This window comes from Arthrobacter sp. StoSoilA2, from assembly GCF_019977195.1.
Classification (GTDB): domain Bacteria; phylum Actinomycetota; class Actinomycetes; order Actinomycetales; family Micrococcaceae; genus Arthrobacter.
This window is the reverse complement of record NZ_AP024643.1, coordinates 2151491-2170911: the sequence shown is the minus strand read 5'-3', so window position 1 is coordinate 2170911 and position 19421 is coordinate 2151491. Positions and strand designations below refer to the sequence as shown.

13 protein-coding genes are annotated in these 19421 nt (G+C 61.1%); 5 read left to right on the top strand and 8 right to left on the bottom strand.

Translation table 11 applies throughout. The features are described 5' to 3' along the window. Nucleotides 1-252: 252 nt before the first annotated feature. The 5 genes from LDN82_RS09910 to LDN82_RS09890 all read left to right on the top strand — a co-directional run bounded on the left by LDN82_RS09910 (nt 253) and on the right by LDN82_RS09890 (nt 7375). Nucleotides 253-2421 (top strand): glycogen debranching N-terminal domain-containing protein, encoded by a 2169-nt coding sequence (locus tag LDN82_RS09910; RefSeq protein WP_224167222.1) that lies wholly within the window; start codon nt 253-255, stop codon nt 2419-2421. Nucleotides 2422-2764: 343 nt separating this feature from the next. After that, entirely contained in the window at nt 2765-3040 is a 276-nt protein-coding gene (locus LDN82_RS09905) for a hypothetical protein (protein ID WP_224167221.1), read from the top strand. Between the two features lie 239 nt (nt 3041-3279). Next, complete coding sequence (locus LDN82_RS09900) at nt 3280-4698, top strand: aldehyde dehydrogenase family protein (RefSeq protein ID WP_224167220.1); 1419 nt, start codon at nt 3280-3282, stop codon at nt 4696-4698. 147 nt (nt 4699-4845) lie between these two features. Further along, nucleotides 4846-5802 (top strand): alpha/beta hydrolase, encoded by a 957-nt coding sequence (locus LDN82_RS09895; RefSeq protein ID WP_224167219.1) that lies wholly within the window; start codon nt 4846-4848, stop codon nt 5800-5802. After that, nucleotides 5795-7375, top strand: a complete 1581-nt coding sequence (locus LDN82_RS09890; protein WP_224167218.1) for an NAD(P)/FAD-dependent oxidoreductase — start codon at nt 5795-5797, stop codon at nt 7373-7375. The genes LDN82_RS09895 and LDN82_RS09890 overlap by 8 nt, the downstream gene beginning before the upstream one ends. 86 nt (nt 7376-7461) lie before the next feature. Here LDN82_RS09890 and LDN82_RS09885 read toward each other — a convergent pair whose 3' ends face one another. The 8 genes from LDN82_RS09885 to LDN82_RS09850 all read right to left on the bottom strand — a co-directional run bounded on the left by LDN82_RS09885 (nt 7462) and on the right by LDN82_RS09850 (nt 19344). After that, the gene (locus LDN82_RS09885; protein ID WP_224167217.1) at nt 7462-8421 is read right to left on the bottom strand and encodes an AraC family transcriptional regulator; all 960 of its coding nucleotides are present in this window, start codon (nt 8419-8421) and stop codon (nt 7462-7464) included. Between the two features lie 1509 nt (nt 8422-9930). Continuing rightward, nucleotides 9931-11406, bottom strand: a complete 1476-nt coding sequence (gene pntB, locus LDN82_RS09880) for a Re/Si-specific NAD(P)(+) transhydrogenase subunit beta (RefSeq protein WP_224167216.1) — start codon at nt 11404-11406, stop codon at nt 9931-9933. Continuing rightward, nucleotides 11403-12962 carry a Re/Si-specific NAD(P)(+) transhydrogenase subunit alpha gene (locus tag LDN82_RS09875; protein ID WP_224167215.1) on the bottom strand — a complete coding sequence of 520 codons (1560 nt, stop codon included), beginning with the start codon at nt 12960-12962 and terminating at the stop codon, nt 11403-11405. The genes pntB and LDN82_RS09875 overlap by 4 nt, the downstream gene beginning before the upstream one ends. Nucleotides 12963-13674: 712 nt before the next feature. Then, nucleotides 13675-15183 carry an NAD(P)/FAD-dependent oxidoreductase gene (locus tag LDN82_RS09870; RefSeq protein WP_224167214.1) on the bottom strand — a complete coding sequence of 503 codons (1509 nt, stop codon included), beginning with the start codon at nt 15181-15183 and terminating at the stop codon, nt 13675-13677. 18 nt (nt 15184-15201) lie between these two features. After that, nucleotides 15202-16071: an alpha/beta hydrolase gene (locus LDN82_RS09865; protein WP_224167213.1), complete on the bottom strand. Its 870-nt coding sequence runs from the start codon at nt 16069-16071 to the stop codon at nt 15202-15204. An 87-nt stretch (nt 16072-16158) separates the two neighbouring features. Then, a complete protein-coding gene (locus LDN82_RS09860) occupies nt 16159-17229 on the bottom strand; it encodes an alcohol dehydrogenase catalytic domain-containing protein (protein ID WP_224167212.1) in 1071 nt (356 codons plus the stop codon). Nucleotides 17230-17363: 134 nt separating this feature from the next. Further along, nucleotides 17364-18170: an SDR family oxidoreductase gene (locus tag LDN82_RS09855; protein WP_224167211.1), complete on the bottom strand. Its 807-nt coding sequence runs from the start codon at nt 18168-18170 to the stop codon at nt 17364-17366. 337 nt (nt 18171-18507) lie between these two features. Beyond that, a complete protein-coding gene (locus LDN82_RS09850; RefSeq protein ID WP_224167210.1) occupies nt 18508-19344 on the bottom strand; it encodes an alpha/beta hydrolase in 837 nt (278 codons plus the stop codon). Nucleotides 19345-19421 lie beyond the last annotated feature (77 nt).

Below are 19421 nucleotides of genomic sequence, written 5' to 3'. Positions count from 1 at the left end.
GACCTGTGTACTAGATGATTAAAGGGTCGAAATAGTTATCTGCGGTGCGCGGATGACTCCGCCACCGCAGTTTTGACCGGGAGGGGCTGTTGGTACATACACTGCGCAACAGCCAGGGAAGTGCCTGTGCCGCTCCGTATCTTTCATCAAGCCCAGGACAAGCGTATGGTCAATTCGTTGGGATAGGGCGGCATCGACGGGACCTTGAAATCCCGATAGTGCTGCGCATGTCTTTGGCACGAAGGAGTCGGGATGGCCGGTTGGAATGCTGACACGGCGGCCGGGCCAGTGGGTTCCGGCACCGTTACCCTGGTGGAGGGTTCGTCTTTCTGCATTTCCTTTGCAAATGGGGACATCTCTCCCGAACATCCTCACGGGGTATTCCACGAGGACACTCGGATTCTGTCACGCTGGAATCTGGCAGTGAACGGCCGGTCTCTGGAGCCGCTGACTGCGGCGATGAAGGAACCCTACCGGGCCTTGTTTATTGGCCGTGTTCCCCAATCAAACGGGTACGCAGACACCCCTTTGATCGTGGAGCGCCTGCGGGAAGTAGGCGCCGGGATCCTTGAGAAGATCACGATCAGGAACTACTCGTCGGAAGCCGCCGAATGCCTTGTTGCCCTCACCGTTGAATCGGATTTCGCAGACCTTTTTGAAGTGAAAGAAGCACGCGTCCAGCGTCACTGGGACCAATCCCGCCAATACAACAGCCACTCCCTAACCATCACAGGCGTTTGGCGCGAGGTCCTGAAGTGCGTCGTTGTCAAGGGAAGCGGCGCCGACATCACGGCAAACGGTCTAAAGTATCGGGCTGTCGTCCCTCCGCACGGAGTGTGGAGCACGCTTCTCAGCGTGGGACCCAGGGACGAACGTGGTGCCATCCCCGCGACATCCTTCATACAGCCCCCCGCAGATGAGGTGTCCCAGAGTGACCGGCGTCGCCAGGAATGGGTAGCCAAGATCCCCAAGGTCCACATGGGAAACCATTCCATTGAACGGACCCTGCAGCGCAGCTACGACGACCTCGGTGCCCTCCGCATTACGGACCCCGCCCACCCCGAACGCGTTGTGGTGGCAGCAGGCGCACCATGGTTTATGACGTTGTTCGGCCGCGACTCACTTTGGGCTTCGCAAATGGCCCTGGCGGTGGACCCCTCTTTGGCCCTCGGCACCTTGCAGACACTCGCGGACCGCCAGGGCAGCGTCGTGGACCCGATAAGTGAGGAGGAACCTGGCAAGATCCTGCACGAAGTCAGACTTGGGGTCTCTAGCGGCCTCGCGTTGGGCGGTAAATCCGTTTACTACGGCAGCGTCGACGCCACCCCGCTGTTCGTGCTGGCGCTAGGATCTGTCAGCCGCTGGGGCTTTGCCAAGGACACCATCGCTGCGCTCCTGCCCCACGCCGACCGGGCACTGGACTGGATCCGGGACTACGGGGACAAGGACGGCGACGGGTTCGTAGAGTACCAGCGGTTGAATGAGCAGGGCCTCGTCAACCAGGGTTGGAAGGACTCGTGGGACGGGATCAACTTTGCTGATGGAACAATGGCAGAGCCTCCTATTGCACTCTGCGAGGTTCAAGCCTATGTATACACCGCATTCGTTTCGCGGGCATGGATGGCCTACGACGACGGCGATACCGCTTTGGCTGCCCGACTTAATGACAAAGCTGCCGAGTTGAAGAGACGATTCAACGAACAGTTCTGGCTCCCTGACCGTGGCTACTTCGCCATCGCCTTGGACGGCAATAAAAGGCCTGTTGACGCATGCGCCTCGAACATGGGGCAATGCCTGTGGCATGGAATCCTCGATGAGGACAAAGTACCGTTGGTAGTCGAACGGCTGATGTCTCCCGAGATGTTCAGCGGATGGGGCGTTCGGACCCTGGCCAGTGACATGGGTGCCTACAACCCCGCGAGTTACCACAACGGTTCGGTCTGGCCGCACGACAACGCGCTCATCGTGGCTGGACTGCTGCGCTGTGGCTATGTTGAAGAGGCCCAGCGAATCGCCACGGCCCTGTTGGAGGCGGCTGATTACGCCAATGGCAGGCTGCCCGAATTGTTCTGCGGCTTCAGCCGTGACCATGTTCCCGAGCCTGTGCCGTATCCGACGGCGTGCTCCCCTCAGGCCTGGGCGGCGACAACACCCCTACTGTTGATGACAAGTCTGATGCGATACGACGCCCACATACCCCGAGGCGGCTTTTGGATGGACCCGGTCCTCCCGGCATCCTACGGTGACCTGCATATTAGCAATGCACCCATGGCCACAGGCCGGATAACTATCGACATAAAAGGCTCCGAGCCTTCCGTTCGGGGATTGCCTGAAGGAATAGAATTTCATAGGGGACACCGGCCATGGTATACCGAGCTCTTGGAGCAGGAGTTGGCGAGGTTGACGACGGACGATCAATAAAGCCCTCACGCTGACGCCGACCCTCAGCGGTAGGTCAATCAGAAGGTTCGGGGCTGGTGCGCGCGGCTACTGCTTTGGGTTCCGCCAATACGCCCGGCCCATCATGAAGTCTTGGCCCATCTGGTGGCCGCTCCATCAAGACCGACCGTAAGCGCGAGCTCACGATGACCGCCAGGCTGTTCCATGTACTCGCCACCATCATTGGCCGCCTCACCCGGAATCGGCAGGGCGTGCTGCTGGCGACCCGTTTGACCCGTGCGACCCCATCACGATTGAACCACAGCCGTTTCTGTTCCTACATCATCGGCCTACGCGCTGAGGTGATCAACCCCCGGGACGGTGCGTGCAAACCGAGGGACGCCCTGACAGTCCCAGCCTGCCGATCCACACTGGCGCCGCTCTCCTTGGACAACTGGACGTGCAGACCGCCCACGGCTACAAGACGTCTTCCAGAAAGAAGTCATCCGCCACTGCCAGACCCACCTTGCCTGCCGCCGGGCGGCCCGGGCGCCCGGGCGGCTTTGACCGGACCGGTATCCAGCAGCGGACACCCTATCGCGGGCCGTTTGCCGGTCCGCTGAGAGTTTGCGACGCCAAGGAAGAGGTCCAGCGTTGGTAGTAACCCCTTGGCCGGAACGGCCAACATAATGTCCGCCCTGACCATTCCTGATCGTTTTATCGATTAGTAACGTGGATCACACGGAATTAGAGGTCCAATCGTGGGCGATCACACTGTGGCAATGGCAGCCGGCGACCGCCTTCCAGAGGAATGTCGCGTGCTGGGCCTCGTTCCTTCTACACCCAGTGCGGACTACTTAGCGCACTGCCCACCGACTCTCGAAGAAGCGAGTAGCTGATATGACTTTTTACGACAAGCATTACATCAATGGCGGGTGGCGCCCGTCGACGAGTACTGAGTTCATTCCCGTGGTCAATCCGGCTACTGGGGAGGAGATTGCACGTGTCGTGGCGGGGACGGCTGCGGATGTTGATGCAGCGGTGGCTGCGGCGGCCGCTGCCGGGCCCGGCTGGTCCGAGACGCCTGTTGCGGTCCGCGCCAAACTGCTTGAGGGCGTGTCCCAGGGGCTTACCGAGCGGCTGGAGGAGATCGCCCAAATCATTTCCAAGGAGATGGGATCACCTATTGGCTTTGCCCGCGCGGCGCAGCTTCCTCTGCCGATCCACAGTTTCGGTAGCGCGGCGCAGATCGTTTCCGATTTCGAGTTCGAGCACCGGCAGGGACCGTCCACGATAGTGCGCGAGCCGTTTGGTGTGGTAGGCGCAATCACCCCGTGGAACTATCCGCTCTTTCTCGTCGCCTGCAAGGTGGCCTATGCTCTTGCCGCGGGTAACACCGTCGTTCTTAAGCCGAGTGAGGTTGCTCCTCTGAGCACCATTGCACTGGTCGACATCTTTGATTCGGTGGGGTTGCCTCCGGGCGTGGTCAACGTTGTGTTTGGCACCGGTCCGGTGGTCGGTGAAGCCATAGCGGGGCATCCGGACATTGCGATGGTTACTTTCACTGGATCGACCGGGGCGGGTCGGCGCGTCGCCGAACTGGCAGCGCCAACGGTCAAGCGCGTTGCCCTGGAGCTCGGTGGCAAGAGCCCTACTGTGGTTCTTGAAGACGCCGACTTTACAAAGGCGATCCCCGCCGCGGTGCAGAACGCGATGATGAACTCCGGGCAGACATGTTCGGCGCTGACCCGCCTCGTTGTTCCGCGGGAAAAGCAAGCAGAGGTCGAATCGCTCGTGACCGCGGCCCTGGCTGGCTACACAATGGGCGACCCCTCCGACGAGAATACCGTCCTTGGCCCCTTGTCGTCCGCGAGGCAGCAACGACGGGTTCTGGATTACATCACGCAGGGCAAGGCTGAGGGTGCCCGCTTGGTCGCTGGCGGTGGCACCGGCCGGCCTGAGGGCGACCGGGGGGCCTACGTTGAGCCCACGGTCTTTGCTGATGTCGATCCGTCCATGGTCATTCACCGTGAGGAGATCTTCGGACCGGTTCTGGTGATCGAGCCGTACGACGATGAGGATGATGCTGCCCGGATTGCCAATGACAGCGTCTATGGGCTGGCCGGGGCGGTGTGGGCTGGCGATCCGGCCCGGGCACGTTCCTTCGCCCGACGGATCAAAGCCGGTCAGGTTTCTGTCAATGGCAGTCCTTTTGATCCGAACGCGCCGTTCGGTGGGTACAAGCAGTCGGGCGTTGGCCGGGAGGCTGGTCTTTTCGGCCTCGAGGAGTTCCTCGAGATCAAAGCCATCCAGGACTAGAAACTCCCCTGCTCAGGGCGGCGGCACCGGACCGGAGCCTGCCAGGGGAACTACCCTTCGGATCGCGCGAGCGGAACGCTCGCTCCACACCATGCAGGTGGCTGCCTATATGTCACCTTCAAATCCAAGATTGATGAGGAAAAGGTCATGCCGTTAGAACCAGCTTCGCAAGCCCTGTTGGCGCAGTTCGCCACGGGGGGAGGCCCTGCAATCCACGAGTCCACTCCTGCGATCGCCCGAATGAGCGGCCCAATTATGTCCGGGTTGACCGGGCCGGGACCGGAAGTCGGCGCTGTCCGCAACGTGAAGCTTGATGGCAAGGGCGGCACTTTCCGGACCCGCGTACTTCAGCCGGCTGGCGAATCGCAGGCGATCATCGTGTATTTCCACGGTGGTGGCTGGGTCCTTGGTGACATCGATCTGCAGTACGACTACCTTGGCCGCCGGCTTGTGAACATGACCCAGTCGACGGTGGTGCTTGTCAACTACCGGAAAGCACCCGAATTTCCTTTCCCCACTGCGATTGAGGACAGCTTTGCCGCGTTGACGTGGGTGGCTGAGCAAGCAGGCGAGCTGGCACCTCAGGGGGTTCCGCTTATCGTTGCCGGGGATAGTGCCGGAGGGGCTATCGCGGCTGTAGTGACGCAGTGGGCCCGGGACAAGGGACCGAAGATCGATTACCAGGTCCTGGTCTACCCGGTAACCGATTGCGACTTCAACAGGGCCTCGTACTTGGCGCCGGAGAACCAGCTGATGCTCAGCAGGGACACAATGATTTGGTTCTGGGAGCATTACCTTGCCGACGAGGAAGCCCGTAAGCATCCTGATGCTTCCCCGCTCCGCGCAGAGACTTTGAAGGGGCTGCCGCCGGCGCTGATATACGTAGCCGAATACGACCCCTTGCACGACGAAGGCGTCGCGTACGCGAAGGCCCTCGAGGACGCTGGTGTATCCGTCACGCTCGAAGAAGCGGAAGGCCAAATGCATGCATTCTTCCAAATGGCCAACATCCTGCCAGGATCCGACGAGGGCATGCGCCTCGTGGCAGACCACGTCAACAATTTCGTTGCCTCATTCAACCCAAGGAGCCTGATCAATGTCTGACCACGACGTCCTCATCATAGGTGCAGGTTTTTCCGGCCTGTACCAGCTACACCGGCTGCGCCAGCTCGGCTTCAACGCCCACGTCATCGAAGCGGGCGAGGATGTTGGCGGGACCTGGTACTGGAACCGCTACCCCGGGGCGCGCTGCGATGTCCAGTCCATTGAATATTCCTATTCCTTTGACCCCGAGCTGGAACAGGAATGGAACTGGAGTGAACGGTACGCCTCCCAGCCGGAAATCCTCTCCTATATCCAGCATGTGGCGGAGCGTTACGACTTGCGCAGCGACATAACGTTCGGGACGCGCGTCCAGGGGATGCAATGGGACGAAACCGCTAACCAGTGGACAGTGGTAAGCGACGACGGCATACCACGGACGGCACAGTACGTCATCTCGGCGACCGGATGTCTTTCCGTTCCCTCCCAGCCCAGGTTCGAGGCAATGGACGACTTCCGCGGTGAACTCTACTGGACGTCCAACTGGCCCCACGAAGGCGTCGACCTGACCGGAAAAAAGGTCGCGGTCATAGGAACAGGCTCGTCCGGTCTGCAGACGATCACCGCTATAGCTCCGGTCGTAAAACAGCTCACCGTCTTCCAGCGCACCCCGGTTTACGCCGTGCCAGCCCACAACGGACCCAACGAAGAGCGCAACAAGCAAGCGAAGGCCCGATACCGCGAAATCCGCGAGTACAGCCGCACTACTCTCAGCGGCGTCGCGTGCAACGAAGGCACACGCAGAACAGTTGAGACCGAACCTGGAGAGGTCGAGAGGGAACTCGGCCAGCGATGGGCCGAAGGTGGCCTGTGTTTCACGTTCGGTTTCAAGGACACCCTGACTGACCCGCAGGCCAACGAGTTTGCAGCCGAGTACGTCCGCAGCCAGATCCGGAACAAAATTAAAGATCCCCAACTGGCTGAGAAGCTGTCACCCCGGTACCCCATCTCCAGTAAAAGAATGTGCGTGGATACGGGGTACTACGAGGTCTACAACAGGGACAACGTATCCCTAGTAGACGTCACAGAGCACCCCATTCATCGGTTCACCAAGTCCGGAATAGTCACAGGCGAAGCCGCGTATGATTTCGACGTCATCATCATGGCGACCGGTTTCGACGCGATGACGGGCGCGCTGAACAAGATGGAGATTCGAAACGGCGCAACCACCCTGCGTGAGAAGTGGGCCCACGGACCGCGGACATACCTGGGCCTTATGTCGGCCGGCTTCCCTAACCTGTTCATAATGACAGGCCCCCAGAGCCCTTCGGTGTTCTCAAACATGCTCACCTCAATTGAATATCATGTGGACTGGATTACCAGTGCCCTGGAGCACCTGCGGGAGCATGGACTGACGCGGATGGAGGCGGACCCTGGGGTTGAAGACAACTGGGTAAACACCACCAACGACCTGGCCGCCCTGACATTGATGCCACAGGCCAACTCCTGGTACTTGGGCGCTAACATCCCCGGAAAGCCACGAGTGTTCATGCCATTCGTCGGTGGAGTGGGAACCTACAGGCAGATCGGAAACGGCGTAGCGGTCTCGAACTATCACGGCTTCGAGCTGGCCTGAACAACTTGTCAACCGAGCCTCCAGGACGTCTCAACGACCTGGGTGCTCGGTTGTCATGTAGTGACCGAGGGCCGCCTCGGGGCGGTTCAGTAGCGGCGGAATCGCGGGAGGGTCTCGGCCCAGCGTCGTTGGGCCCGTAAGAAGCTCGAAAGGTCGCTGAAACCCAGTCGATACGCTGTTTCGGTTGCTGTCAGCTGTTGCACCATCAGCAGCTCTTCGGCTAGAGCTGCGCGAACTTCATCTACGATCTGGCGATAGCTGACACCTTCCGAGGTCAACTTCCGTCGCAGGGTGCGTTCGGTCATGTTTAGCTCGCGTGCAGCGGCCGCAATGCCATCCTCGCGCCCACCCAGCCTTCCCAGTCTGGCTCGGACAGCCCCGGCGGTCCCGGGGCGGCCCAACCTTTCGCTGAGTATCCTCTCGCACTGAGCAATACTTTCCCGTGCGGTCTCGGGGCATGCTTGTGGGAGTGCCTGAGTTAGGTACTCCCGCTCGAAAACGATTGCGGTTTCGGGGGCGCCGAACTCGACTGGGACGCCGCAGAGCGGATCGCTGTAGGTCGCGGGGAATTCGGAGTGCACCGAAAGTATAGGAATCCCCGCAGAGTTACCCCCGAAAACTTCGGTGTGCATGTTCAGCGTGGCAGCAAGATCACGTTCGACGAGGAAGCGCCTAACATCCTCAGGGACTCCCTGCCCGCTGAGGCGGGTGGAAAACCGGCCGTCCGGTGTGATTTCAGCTTGAAAGTCGGGAAACGCGAACGTTAGCCCCATCAGACGCATTGCCGTCCGCAGCATGTCGACCGTCCGGGGACTGCTCAGCAGGGCGAACCCGAATAGCCCGTACGTCGTCAGATGGAACTCCCGCCCAACCTCCAGCCCTAGACCAGGCCTGTTCTTAAACAAAGCGAGGAGATTCCGTGTGGCGGCAATCTCCTGGCTGGCGGTTACCAAGGTATCGCGCCGGTCCAGTTCCTCTGGAAGCAACCCGGTTGACACGAGAACCGCTTCACGTGAATAACCGGACGCGACCGCGAAATCGGCCATGACACGGAGGCCAAGCGCAGTCCGCAGGTGATCCCAGTGCACCCGGGAAGCAGCGATGGTTCCAAGGGCACCTTCAGCTTCCGGATCGGACCCTACAATCGGTGGGGCGGGGGCCCCTACTACAGAAAAGACAGCGTTCATCGTTGGCACCTCTCTGCGTCGTCTTCGTCGCAAATGCGGCAACCGCTCCGGGTATTGGTAGTAACCGGAGAGGCATCGCTGCTACAGGCTTTCATTTTTCCACAACTGGAAGTCAAGGACACGAGGGGTCCCTCACGGACCCGACACTGCCACTTCGGGTCGCGTCCAAAAAGTCTCTGTGCTCGAGAAAAAGTATTTTAATAGGATACGGTCTCAATTGACGTCCCGGGAATCGTCCTTCGAAAGAAGTGCCGTTACTTAAGGCGGAGCGGGCCTTGCATTCCGGCATTAGGCTGGCTGGCTGGTCCATCGCCAAGTCACGCCTTACCCTTGGAAATCGACTGGCTGCCTCCCCGACCCATCCCCACCTCAATTCAGGTGACCGCATCATCCTTATGCGTTCTGTAGAGGGACCACTCGAGGCAACGGGACTCGCCCATGCCGCGGGGAACTAGGTGTCCTTCCCGACACGCCGGCGATCGTGATCTCCTCGTGAGCAAGCCCTAAGCGGCGGTCCATGAGTTGCTCAAGGTGTGGAAAGACGTTAACCGCGGCGATGCCTTGCGCGAAGTCGCCACGACGGGCAGCGACCAGGTGCGCGCTCCCAGCTAATTTCTCGCGGAGGGATCGGAAGCCGCAGCACGGGAAGCTGTGCCTGCGAACGCGAAAGCCGAGCAGCTCACGGGCAGGGGCCGGTGCGTTATGGAATCCGCTGGTGAGGCCGGCGAGACACAGGCACAGACCGGCGAAGCCCTGGGAGTCACGAGACAAGTCGCCCACGCCTTTACCGCCGCAAATCGACGAAACAGGAAAAGCATCCGCCCGACCTGCACGATGCGGATGCGGTGCGGGCGGAAAGGGAAGACTGACAACGCGCACGACCGCATGTCCCCAGGCGGTCTGCCGGCAGCCGCCATACTCTCACCGCTGGATTGGCTACTGCGCGTGATGCCCTGCCTGTCGATTGGGGTGTCCGCTCGCGCTTCGCTGTCAACTTCTCGTCGCGATTCAAGAGAGAGACGGCAACAAACCATGCGAAAGACCCAAATCACAAGAAGCACAAGCACCAGAGCAATAGCTTCCTGCCGCCCCGACGAGGCGCATGAACGAAATCACCGCCCACGCATTCTTCATTGGGCATCAGTCCTTGTGATGTGTACCAACTGCTCGTGCCTGTAGTGGAGCAAGAACTCATGGCGGTAGTGGAGTCCAACCCAAGGGGATGCGGAAAGTTCGTCAATGTTGATGGCGTCTCTGGGCACCGGTGTTTCCTCTGCGCAGGGGGTCGGATCGTGAACAGCCGAGAGCCTCTGCATGTGACTAGCTCCCATAGAAAAAAGTCGACCTCTGGGCATATTCCTTCTCTCCTTAAAATGCACGAAGGATGTCTTCGACGCGTTGTTTGGCGTCGCCGAAGAGCATTTGGGAGTTGTCTCGGTAGAAGAGGGGGTTTTGGACTCCGGCGTAGCCTGCGGCCATGGAGCGTTTGAACACGATGACGTTTTCGGCTTCCCAGACTTTGAGGACGGGCATGCCGGCGATGGGGCTGCCCGGGTCTTCGGCCGCGGCGGGATTGACGGTGTCGTTCGCTCCGATGACCAGTACCACTGACGTGTCTTCGAGCTCGTCGTTGATTTCGTCCATTTCCAGGACGATGTCGTAAGGGACTTTGGCTTCGGCAAGGAGCACGTTCATGTGCCCGGGCAGGCGACCGGCGACCGGGTGGATGCCGAACCTGACGTTCACGCCCTTCTCGCGGAGCTGGTGTGCCAGTTCAGCGACGGGGTACTGCGCTTGGGCGACGGCCATTCCGTAGCCGGGGGTGATGACGACGCTGGAGGCGTTGGCCAGCATTTCCGCTGTCGCTTCGGCCGTGATTTCCCGGTGCTCGCCCTGGTCCGTGTCCCCCGTGCTGGCCGGGGCGGCGATGCCGAAGCCGCCGGCGATCACGGAGATGAAGGACCGGTTCATGGCTTTGCACATGATGTAGGACAGGTAGGCGCCGGAGGAGCCTACGAGGGCGCCGGTGATGATGAGCAGGTCATTGTTCAGCAGGAAGCCGGCGGCGGCTGCGGCCCAGCCGGAGTAGCTGTTGAGCATGGACACAACCACGGGCATGTCACCGCCGCCGATGGAGGCGACCAGATGCCAGCCCAGCCCCAGAGCCAGGGCCGTGATAACGATGAGTAGCCAGAGCTGGGAATCGTTGACGTACCAGACGGTCAGGACGACGAACACAACGAGGGCGCCCAGGTTGATCCCGTTTTTGCCCGGCAGCATCAGCGGCGAGGACTTCATCCGGGCGGAAAGCTTCAGGAACGCCACGATCGAGCCGGTAAACGTGACGGCGCCGATGAACACGCCGATGAACACCTCGGCGTGGTGGACCGCCATCAGCTCCCGTGACAGGGCCGGCGCTTCAAGGTGCCCGTTCCAGCCCACCAGGACTGCGGCGAGGCCCACGAAGCTGTGCAGCAAGGCAATCAGCTCGGGCATGCCGGTCATTTCCACCACCCGGGCACGCCAGAGACCGATGGCACCACCGACGACAACGGCGGCCAGGAGGAGGACCAGGCCCGTGATGCCATGCCCGGAACCCCAAGCACCCTGGACAGTCAGCCAGACGGTCGCGGCCAGGGCGATGACCATGCCGGCGATGCCGTAGATCACCCCGGCACGGGCATTCTCGTGTTTGCTCAGCCCCGCGAGGCTGAGGATGAACAGCAGGGCCGCAACAATGTATGCAGCTCCCGCAATAGTGTCGGCGGTCAACGGACCGGTGACAGTGTCGGACACGGTAAGGCTCCTCGTAAGTGTTACTGCTGCTTCAGTGACGGCGTTCATTTACGTGCCCCGTCTCCGCGGGAGAACATGGCGAGCATACGGCGGGTCACGGCGAAGCCGCCAAAAATGTTGATGCTGGCCAGCATCACCGCGACGGCGGCGAGGACCTGCATCACCGGGTTTTCCGAGGTGACCTGCAGCAGGGCGCCGACGACGATGATCCCGGAGATCGCGTTCGTCACGGACATCAACGGGGTATGCAGGGCGTGGTGGACCTTCCCGATCACGTAAAAACCGACCACGACCGAGAGCATCAATACCGTGAAGTGCTGCGGCAGCGGCGCCGGGGCAACCGCGCTGACCAGAAACAGCGCGGCGATGCCCGCGGCAAAGAGCCCGGCCTTACCGGCCGCGCTCAGGCCCTGCTTTTTCTTCGGTGCCGGGCTTTCGGCGGCCACGGACGCCTCCGGCTTCACCACCGGGGCGGCGGAAACCTGGACCGGTGGCGGCGGCCAGGTCAGCTCCCCCTCCCGGACCACCGTCACCGACCGCTGCACCACGTCATCAAAATCGATCCGGAGCCGGCCGTCCTTGCCCGGAGTCAGGAGCTTAAGCAGGTTCACCATATTCGTCCCGTACAGCTGGGAAGCCTGGGCCGGCAAACGGGCTGGAAGGTCCGTGTAGCCCAGGATTACCACTCCGTTGTCAGTGACGATGCGTTCTCCGGCAACGGAGCCTTCGACATTCCCGCCCTGCCCCGCAGCCATGTCAACAATCACGCTGCCGGCCTTCATCGCGGCCACATCCTCGGCCGTTAGCAGCTTGGGTGCCGGCCGTCCCGGGATCAGGGCGGTGGTGATGATGATGTCAACGTCACGGGCCTGCTCCGAGTAGATTTCCGCTGCCCGGGCGTTGTACGCCTCCGACGTCGCTTTTGCATACCCGTCAGAGGATTTCATCTCCTCCTCCACCTCAACCTTGAGGTAGGTCCCGCCAATTGACTTCACCTGGTCCGCCACCTCAGGGCGTGGATCCGTCGCCCGGACAATTGCTCCCAGACTCGACGCGGCACCGATCGCCGCCAACCCGGCAACGCCGGCACCGGCCACCAGCACCTTCGCTGGCGGAACCTTGCCTGCCGCTGTCACCTGCCCAGTGAAAAACCTGCCAAACTCATGCGCCGCTTCAACCACCGCACGGTAACCGGCGATATTCGCCATCGAACTCAGCACGTCCATCGATTGAGCACGCGAGATCCGCGGAACCGCATCCAGCGCCATCGCCGTGATCGGACGCGAAGCCAAAGCCTCAACAAGCTCCGGCCGCAATGCAGGGCTCAACGAACCGATCAGCGTGGAACGAGGAGCCAGCCGACCTATTTCCTCTCCGGTGGGCGGATTGACCCGCAGCACAACGTCGCTGCTCCATGCCTCATCAGCACCAACAATCAGCGCCCCGGCTTCAGCATAGGCTTCATCACGGAACGACGAGGACTCCCCCGCGCCCTTCTCCACCACAACCTCGTAACCCAACCCCAACAACTGCCTCACGGTGACAGGCGTCGCCGCCACCCTCGTCTCTTGGCCCAACTCAGCCACGATCCCGATACGTGTCACGTTTCCACTCTCTTCTCTTCTCTTCTTGAATCCCCTGAAGGATTCCGACGTCCAGCAACCAGGGTCTGCTTAACAGAGCCAGTACCAGCAGTAGGTTGACCACAGCTCCGCCGTCTTCCGCAAGGAGCGGAACGTCTCCTACCCACGACGGCGCAGACAGCGAGCAGAAGACCTGTGAAGGGCACGTCTTCTTGTTCTATCGAATCGTCATGAATGTTTTTCAATCAGAGACGGAGGGTGCGTCATAGGGCCGCGGGGTCCACTCCCCGGCAAAGTTAATCGCAGATGCAGGAGTCACACCTTTTCATCCCGCTGCCCGCCGTTACAGCCTGTCAGTGCGGCTCACAAACACAGCGTCGCCTAGCTGAGTGCGTTCCGTGGCCACGCTGGACCGCATCCGCATGCGACGTCGCCTCGTTCGATGTTGATTCCTGAGTTGCCTCCGTGTTTTCTCGGCTGCAAGCTTGAACAGCGACGCCACCCGGTTTTCCAGCTGCCGGATCGAAATCACGTCGTGCTGCATGGGTTTGTCCCATGTCAGCCGAGGTGTGCCAATCGGGTCACCTTTCAACTCGAGCTAAGCAATGTCCCGTCGAAGGCAAATACCGTCTGGCGGGTCACCCTCAGCTCATACGCGCCCAGCCCGTCCCGCACGCCAGCAGTCCGATATGCTCGGTGACTGCGGGTACGGGTGACGTGTTCTTGTTGGTGGTCATCGTGTCCCTTCAACTGGGGTCGAGTTCGCTCCGGTTCGCACGGCCTGATAGGCAGAAGGGCTGAATGGTGCGACTTCTTTCTGAAAAGTGTGGGAGTAGTCGGGCCAAAGGGTTGTTAACCGGCCGTTGCGGGGATCTATGTACCAGGTGCTGCAGCCGCCGGTGAGCCAGACAGTGGTGGAGGCGCGGCGGTCCACACTCTCCCTGAATTCGTCTTCTGCTGTGGGAGTTACCTCTAATGCAGGGATGTGGTTGACGGACATGTAGTCAAGTGCGCCTAGAACGTGTTCCACTTGGGCCTCGAACATATACACCTGCGAGTTGTGACCGATGCCGGTGTTGGGTCCGCCCAAAACGAAGAGGTTGGGAAAGCCGCTGACCGAGGTGGTCTTGTATGCCTCCGCTCCTTGTGACCAGCGCTCAGATAAGGAGCGGCCGGCGCGTCCGTGGATGCGCTTGGCGATGGGCGGATCGGTGGCTTCGAAGCCGGTCGCCAGGACCAGCGCGTCCAGCTCGTGCTGGCTGCCGTCCTGCATCGAGACCATGTTCCCCTCGATCCGCTCAATGCCGCCCGTGACCAGATTCACGTTGTCGCGCTGTAGGGCGGGGTAGTAGTCGTTGGACTTGAGGATTCGCTTGCAGCCGATCTCGTAGTCCGGCGTAAGTTTGGCGCGCAGTTCTTCATTGCGGACCTGGGTGTGGAGGTGCCCGAGGGCAAGTTCGGTTGCCTTGGCCAGCAGGGAGGGAATGGCTGCGCGCTGGGCGAAGCGTTCTTCGTTCTCCCAGAACATCTGGGTGCGCAGCCGCTGCATGATCGCGGGGTCCTTTCGGAACATCCCCTTTTCGGAATCACTGTATTCCTTGTCCGCTCGCGGGACGATCCAGTGCGGGGTGCGTTGAAAGACGGTCAGCTGCAATGCTTCCTGCGCCAACTTGGGGATGATCTGGATGCCTGACGCCCCGGTGCCGATCACCCCGATGCGCTTCCCCGCCAGTGTGGTCCGGTGATCCCAGCGGGCCGAGTGGAACAAGTCACCGGTGAAAGTCTCCAGACCCTTGATCTCGGGCAGCTTGGGTTCAGATAACAGACCGGCGGCACTGACGAGGATATTGCCGACATAAGTCCCGGCCCCCGTGGTGACAGTCCACTGCTGTGCTTCCTCGTCCCAGCTGGCATCCAATACCTCGGCGTTGAAGCGGATGTGCGGCATTAGGTGCTCTTCACGGGCAGTGGTACGCAGGTACTCCCAGATCTCCGGCTGGGCAGAGAATGCATTTGACCAATCCGGGTTCAGGCGAAAGGACAGAGAGTACATGTGCGAGGGCTGGTCACAGGCGGCCCCGGGATACTGATTGTCACGCCAGGTGCCACCCACGTCGCCAGCGCGCTCAAGGATGATGAATGAGTCCCGGCCATGGCGCTTGAGCTGAGCAGCCATGGCAAGACCGGAGAAACCGGTCCCGATGATGATGATGTCCGTCTCGACGGGGTTTGAGGTGCTCATGGGAGGTCCTTTGTGTTTCTAGAGTCGGCTCAGTTGCTGCAGGACGTCGTCGCCAACCACGGTCCCAGCGGGATGGTCCTGTGGTTCTCGGACGAAATGATCGATCAGGTGGAAAATCTCGGCCGGTCGCTCCGTCACCGATGCGTGGCCACTGCCGACCTTTGCCAGGCGCGCATCGGTGATGCCGCCGAAGAGTTCGTGGCTGTGGCCGATGGGGATGAGCTGGTCAAACGTGCTGCCGATCACCAGCGTGCGGGCTTGAATTCCAGCCAGGGACGAGGAGATGTCCAGGGCAGAATTCAGCTCCATCATGCGGTTGCTGCCCGGACCCACCTGATAGGCGGTACGCAGCTGTTCGATCTCGGTCCAGGATCTCGCGTTGAGCCAGACGCGGCTGTACACATTGAGCATCATGTACTCCGCCAAGGCTTCGGAGGGTCCCTGCTCGTAGAGTCTCCGCCACAGCGACAGGCGCAACCGGAGGGCGTGATCGGTCACGGCCCAACCGTTGACCAGTACGAGAGCCTCCACGAGCTCGGGGTGTTTGGCGGCCATAACAGCGACCGTCGCCGCCCCTAAGGAGTATCCGACCAGGACCACGGACCGCCCAGGAACCACCGCATCCAGCACAGCCCGTACCTGGGCTGCTAAGTGGTCAACTGTCAGCGGCTCCTCCCCGGGAGTCTGGTCCGACATGTCCACTCCAATCACCCGATGGCGTGAGGCCAGCATCGGGTACAGGGTGAAGAAATGCGTGTCCGTCCGGCCACCGGTGCCGTGCACCATCACAATGACCGGGCCGGAGCCCGATTGGCCGCCGTCGTAGTAGCGGACAGTTGCCCCCGCGGCATCGACCGTACCGGAGACCACTCCCGGATAAATACTCACGAAACATCCTTCCTTGCACCAGACACCCGTGGGGGCCGGCTAGCTTTTATGAACCGCAGCATTGCGGCCCTCGATTGGTGATGGGGACTAGCCGGCTTCGCCGGGATCGTCGAAGATAATCACTTGGCGCACGGCCCGGCCCGCGTCGAGATGGTCGAAGGCCTCATTGATTTCGTCCAGTCGGATTCGGGACGAGATAAGTGTTTCGACGGCGAGCTTGCCCTCGCGCCAAAGCTGGGCGAATACGGGAATGTCCCGTTCCGGAACAGCGGACCCGAGGTAGCACCCGGTGATCGTCTTTGCTTCTGCAGTGATGGCCAGGGGGCTGATTGTAGAGCGGGCGTCCGGAGCCGGCAGCCCGACCGTTACCATTGTTCCGCCCGGAGCGGTGAGCCCGATGGCCGCTTCAAAGGCTCGCGGATGGCCTGCGGCCTCAATGACATAGTCCGCCCTTATCCCTCTTTCAGAGGCCTGTGCTGGAGTATAGGAGGCGCCGGCACCTGCTGCGAGTGCTTGGTCAAGCTTCTCTTCCAGGTTGTCAATGCCAATCACTTCCTTCACACCCAAGGAAAGTGCCGTGATAAGGGCAGCCATCCCCACCCCGCCAAGGCCCACGACGGCGACGCTGTCATCCGGTCCCGGCCGGGCAGCGTTCAGTACCGCTCCGCCGCCGGTGAGCACAGCACACCCTAGAACGGCTGCCACTTCGGCGGGGATGTCATCATCGACCCGGACAACTGAGCGACGATCCACAACGGCGTGGGTGGCAAAGGCCGACACACCCAAATGGTGCTTTACCGGGCCGCCAGCACGTTCCAGACGAATTCCACCGCTGAAGAGCGTGCCCGCAGTGTTCGCCTCAGTACCCGGAGAACACGGTTGTTTGCCACCGGTTCTGCAGCCGGAACACTGCCCGCAGCGAGGCAGGAATACCATCACCACGCGGTCGCCGATCTCCAAGTCGGTAACCTCAGTTCCACGGTCCAGAACCCGGCCGGCCGCCTCATGGCCCAGCAGCATAGGGAGGGGACGCTCCCGACTTCCGTTGACCACGGATAGGTCCGAGTGACATACCCCGGCCGCTTCGATCCGCACCAGGACCTCATCGGGTCCCGGTGCGGACAATGTGACTTCAGTAACCGATACTGGACGGGACATAGCGTAAGGCCGGTCCCTGCCTGCGTCTTCCAGCACAGCCCCGCGGATCGTAAGTGGATACTTAACTCCCCCATCTTCTCCTCGAGATGCAGGGGTGGTCGCGGGCACCTTAGTGCCCGCCGCTGATCCATTCGTCATAGGGATTTGCCTCCGTCTACTGGAATAAGAGCGCCGTGGATGTAGCTCGATGCATCACTGGCTAGGAATAGAGCCAATTTGGCGATGTCGTCAGTCTCTCCCCAGCGCTTTAGCGGAACGCTGTCGGTGAAGTTCTCCATGAAGGCAGTGTCGTCAAAGAGATTCCGCGTCAGCGCGGTTTTGGTAAACGTAGGACAAATCCCATTGATCCGTACTCCTTCCGGACCATATTCGAGGGCGGCACAACGCGTCAGGTTGGCCTGTGCCGCCTTGGAAATGTTATAAACCGATTGCTTCAGGTTGCCATGGAGTCCCGCAGTTGAGACCAGGTTGATGATCGTTCCGGCGTTGTCCGCACTGACGCGCTGTTGGTCCCTAAACTGTCGAATGGCCGCCTGAGTCCCCAGGAAAGTACCTTTGACGTTAACGTCGAAACAGAGCTGGAGGTCTTCTTCCGTGAACTCGTCCAGCAATTTTCCGCCACGGTAAACCCCGGCATTGTTAAACATCACGTCCAGGCGGCCGTAGCGCTCCACAGCAGCTCGGACCGCAGCATCGACCTCACCCGCTTTGGTGACGTCGCACTTGACGAAGACGGCGTCACCCCCGTTGGATTTGATCAATTCAGCGGTCGAGGATTCCTCGTCGGCTCCGAAGCCTCCCGCCAACGGCTCCTCGATAATGTCGGCCACGACGACTTTCGCGCCTTCAGCGGCGAACACGGTGGCGCTGGCTCGCCCGACTCCCGAACTTGCCCCGGTTATGACGACTATTTTGTCTCGGAGCTGTCCTCGAGTATTCATAAATTCTGCACCTTCCCGGTCTGGAGATTCGCTTCATGCCACCCTGATGCCTAAGAGTCCCGGCCTTCGACCCCTTGGTGTCCTACTGGGGAGGCCGGCGATCCCAAATCCTGCGAACAGGGTCGCCGTCCTCGCCCAGGAACGCGCTTCGCTGACCAAAGCATGTGTTTCAGTGTTGCCATAAGGAGTCTTGCCGACCTGCTCCATGTCGAACCGCGGCTACATGAAACAGTTGCCCAGGGGGAGAACCATGATCCAGTCCCACGTGCTACAGGTGGCCGCCGACATCGTCGATGTCGGCGGCGCTGGATTTCCGCGGGCTACACGAGGCCAATAACTAGGCGTCGCCCTGCCGAGCGTCAGCGCCCTCGCCGATCTCCTGAAGGAAGGAGAGCAGCTCGGCATTGTACGCGCTCGGGTTCTCCATGTTCGGAGCGTGCCCGCATCCTTCCATCTTCACCAGCCGGGCACTTGGGAACAGATCCACTGCCGCCAGGACGCCGTCGTACGGCACAAAGGCGTCCTCGTCCCCCGCCACGACGAGAACCGGCCGGTCGAACTCACGAGCGAGCTGCCGCTGGTCAATATCGAGCAGCTCACGCAGGCTCTGCTCAGCTACGGGCCCGTTCAGTGCGAACTGACTCCATGCCCACGCGGCCAGCTCAGGTGACACCGGCTTGGCGAAGCATGCATCCGCAATACCCTTCATCACTGCCGGACGGTCTACGGCCATCAGGGCCAGGTTGTCCTCGCTTCCCTGACGGTCGTTGCCGTACGGCCAGCCTTCGGTCGGCGTGAAACGGGGGGTGGCTGCACCTGTCAGAACGAGCCCGCTGACATTGTCGCCCAGTCGCGATCCAGCCTCCATTGCAACCGCACCGCCTAAGGACCAGCCGTTAATGACCGGCTTGGCCAGTCCGCAGTGCTCCACAAGAGCGACGACGTCGGATGCGATCGCTCCGATGGATGCATCCGAGAAGTCCTTGTCAGACTGCCCACAGCCGCGCTGGTCCAGCCTGACCACTTCGTGCCCCGCGCTGAGCAGCGCGCTGAGCGTCGAGTTCCACAGCTGGGCTGTGCCTCCCCAGCAGTGCACGAGCACCACGGGGGTCTTGTCCCCGCGGTAGTGCTCGTAGTAGACGCGCTTGCCCTTTTCGACCTCAAGAAATGCCATGACTGCTCCGTTCAAGATGTGTGGTTATACAGGGTTGATATTGGTGTGAGCTTCGCCGGGCTGCGGTGCCGGCAAGC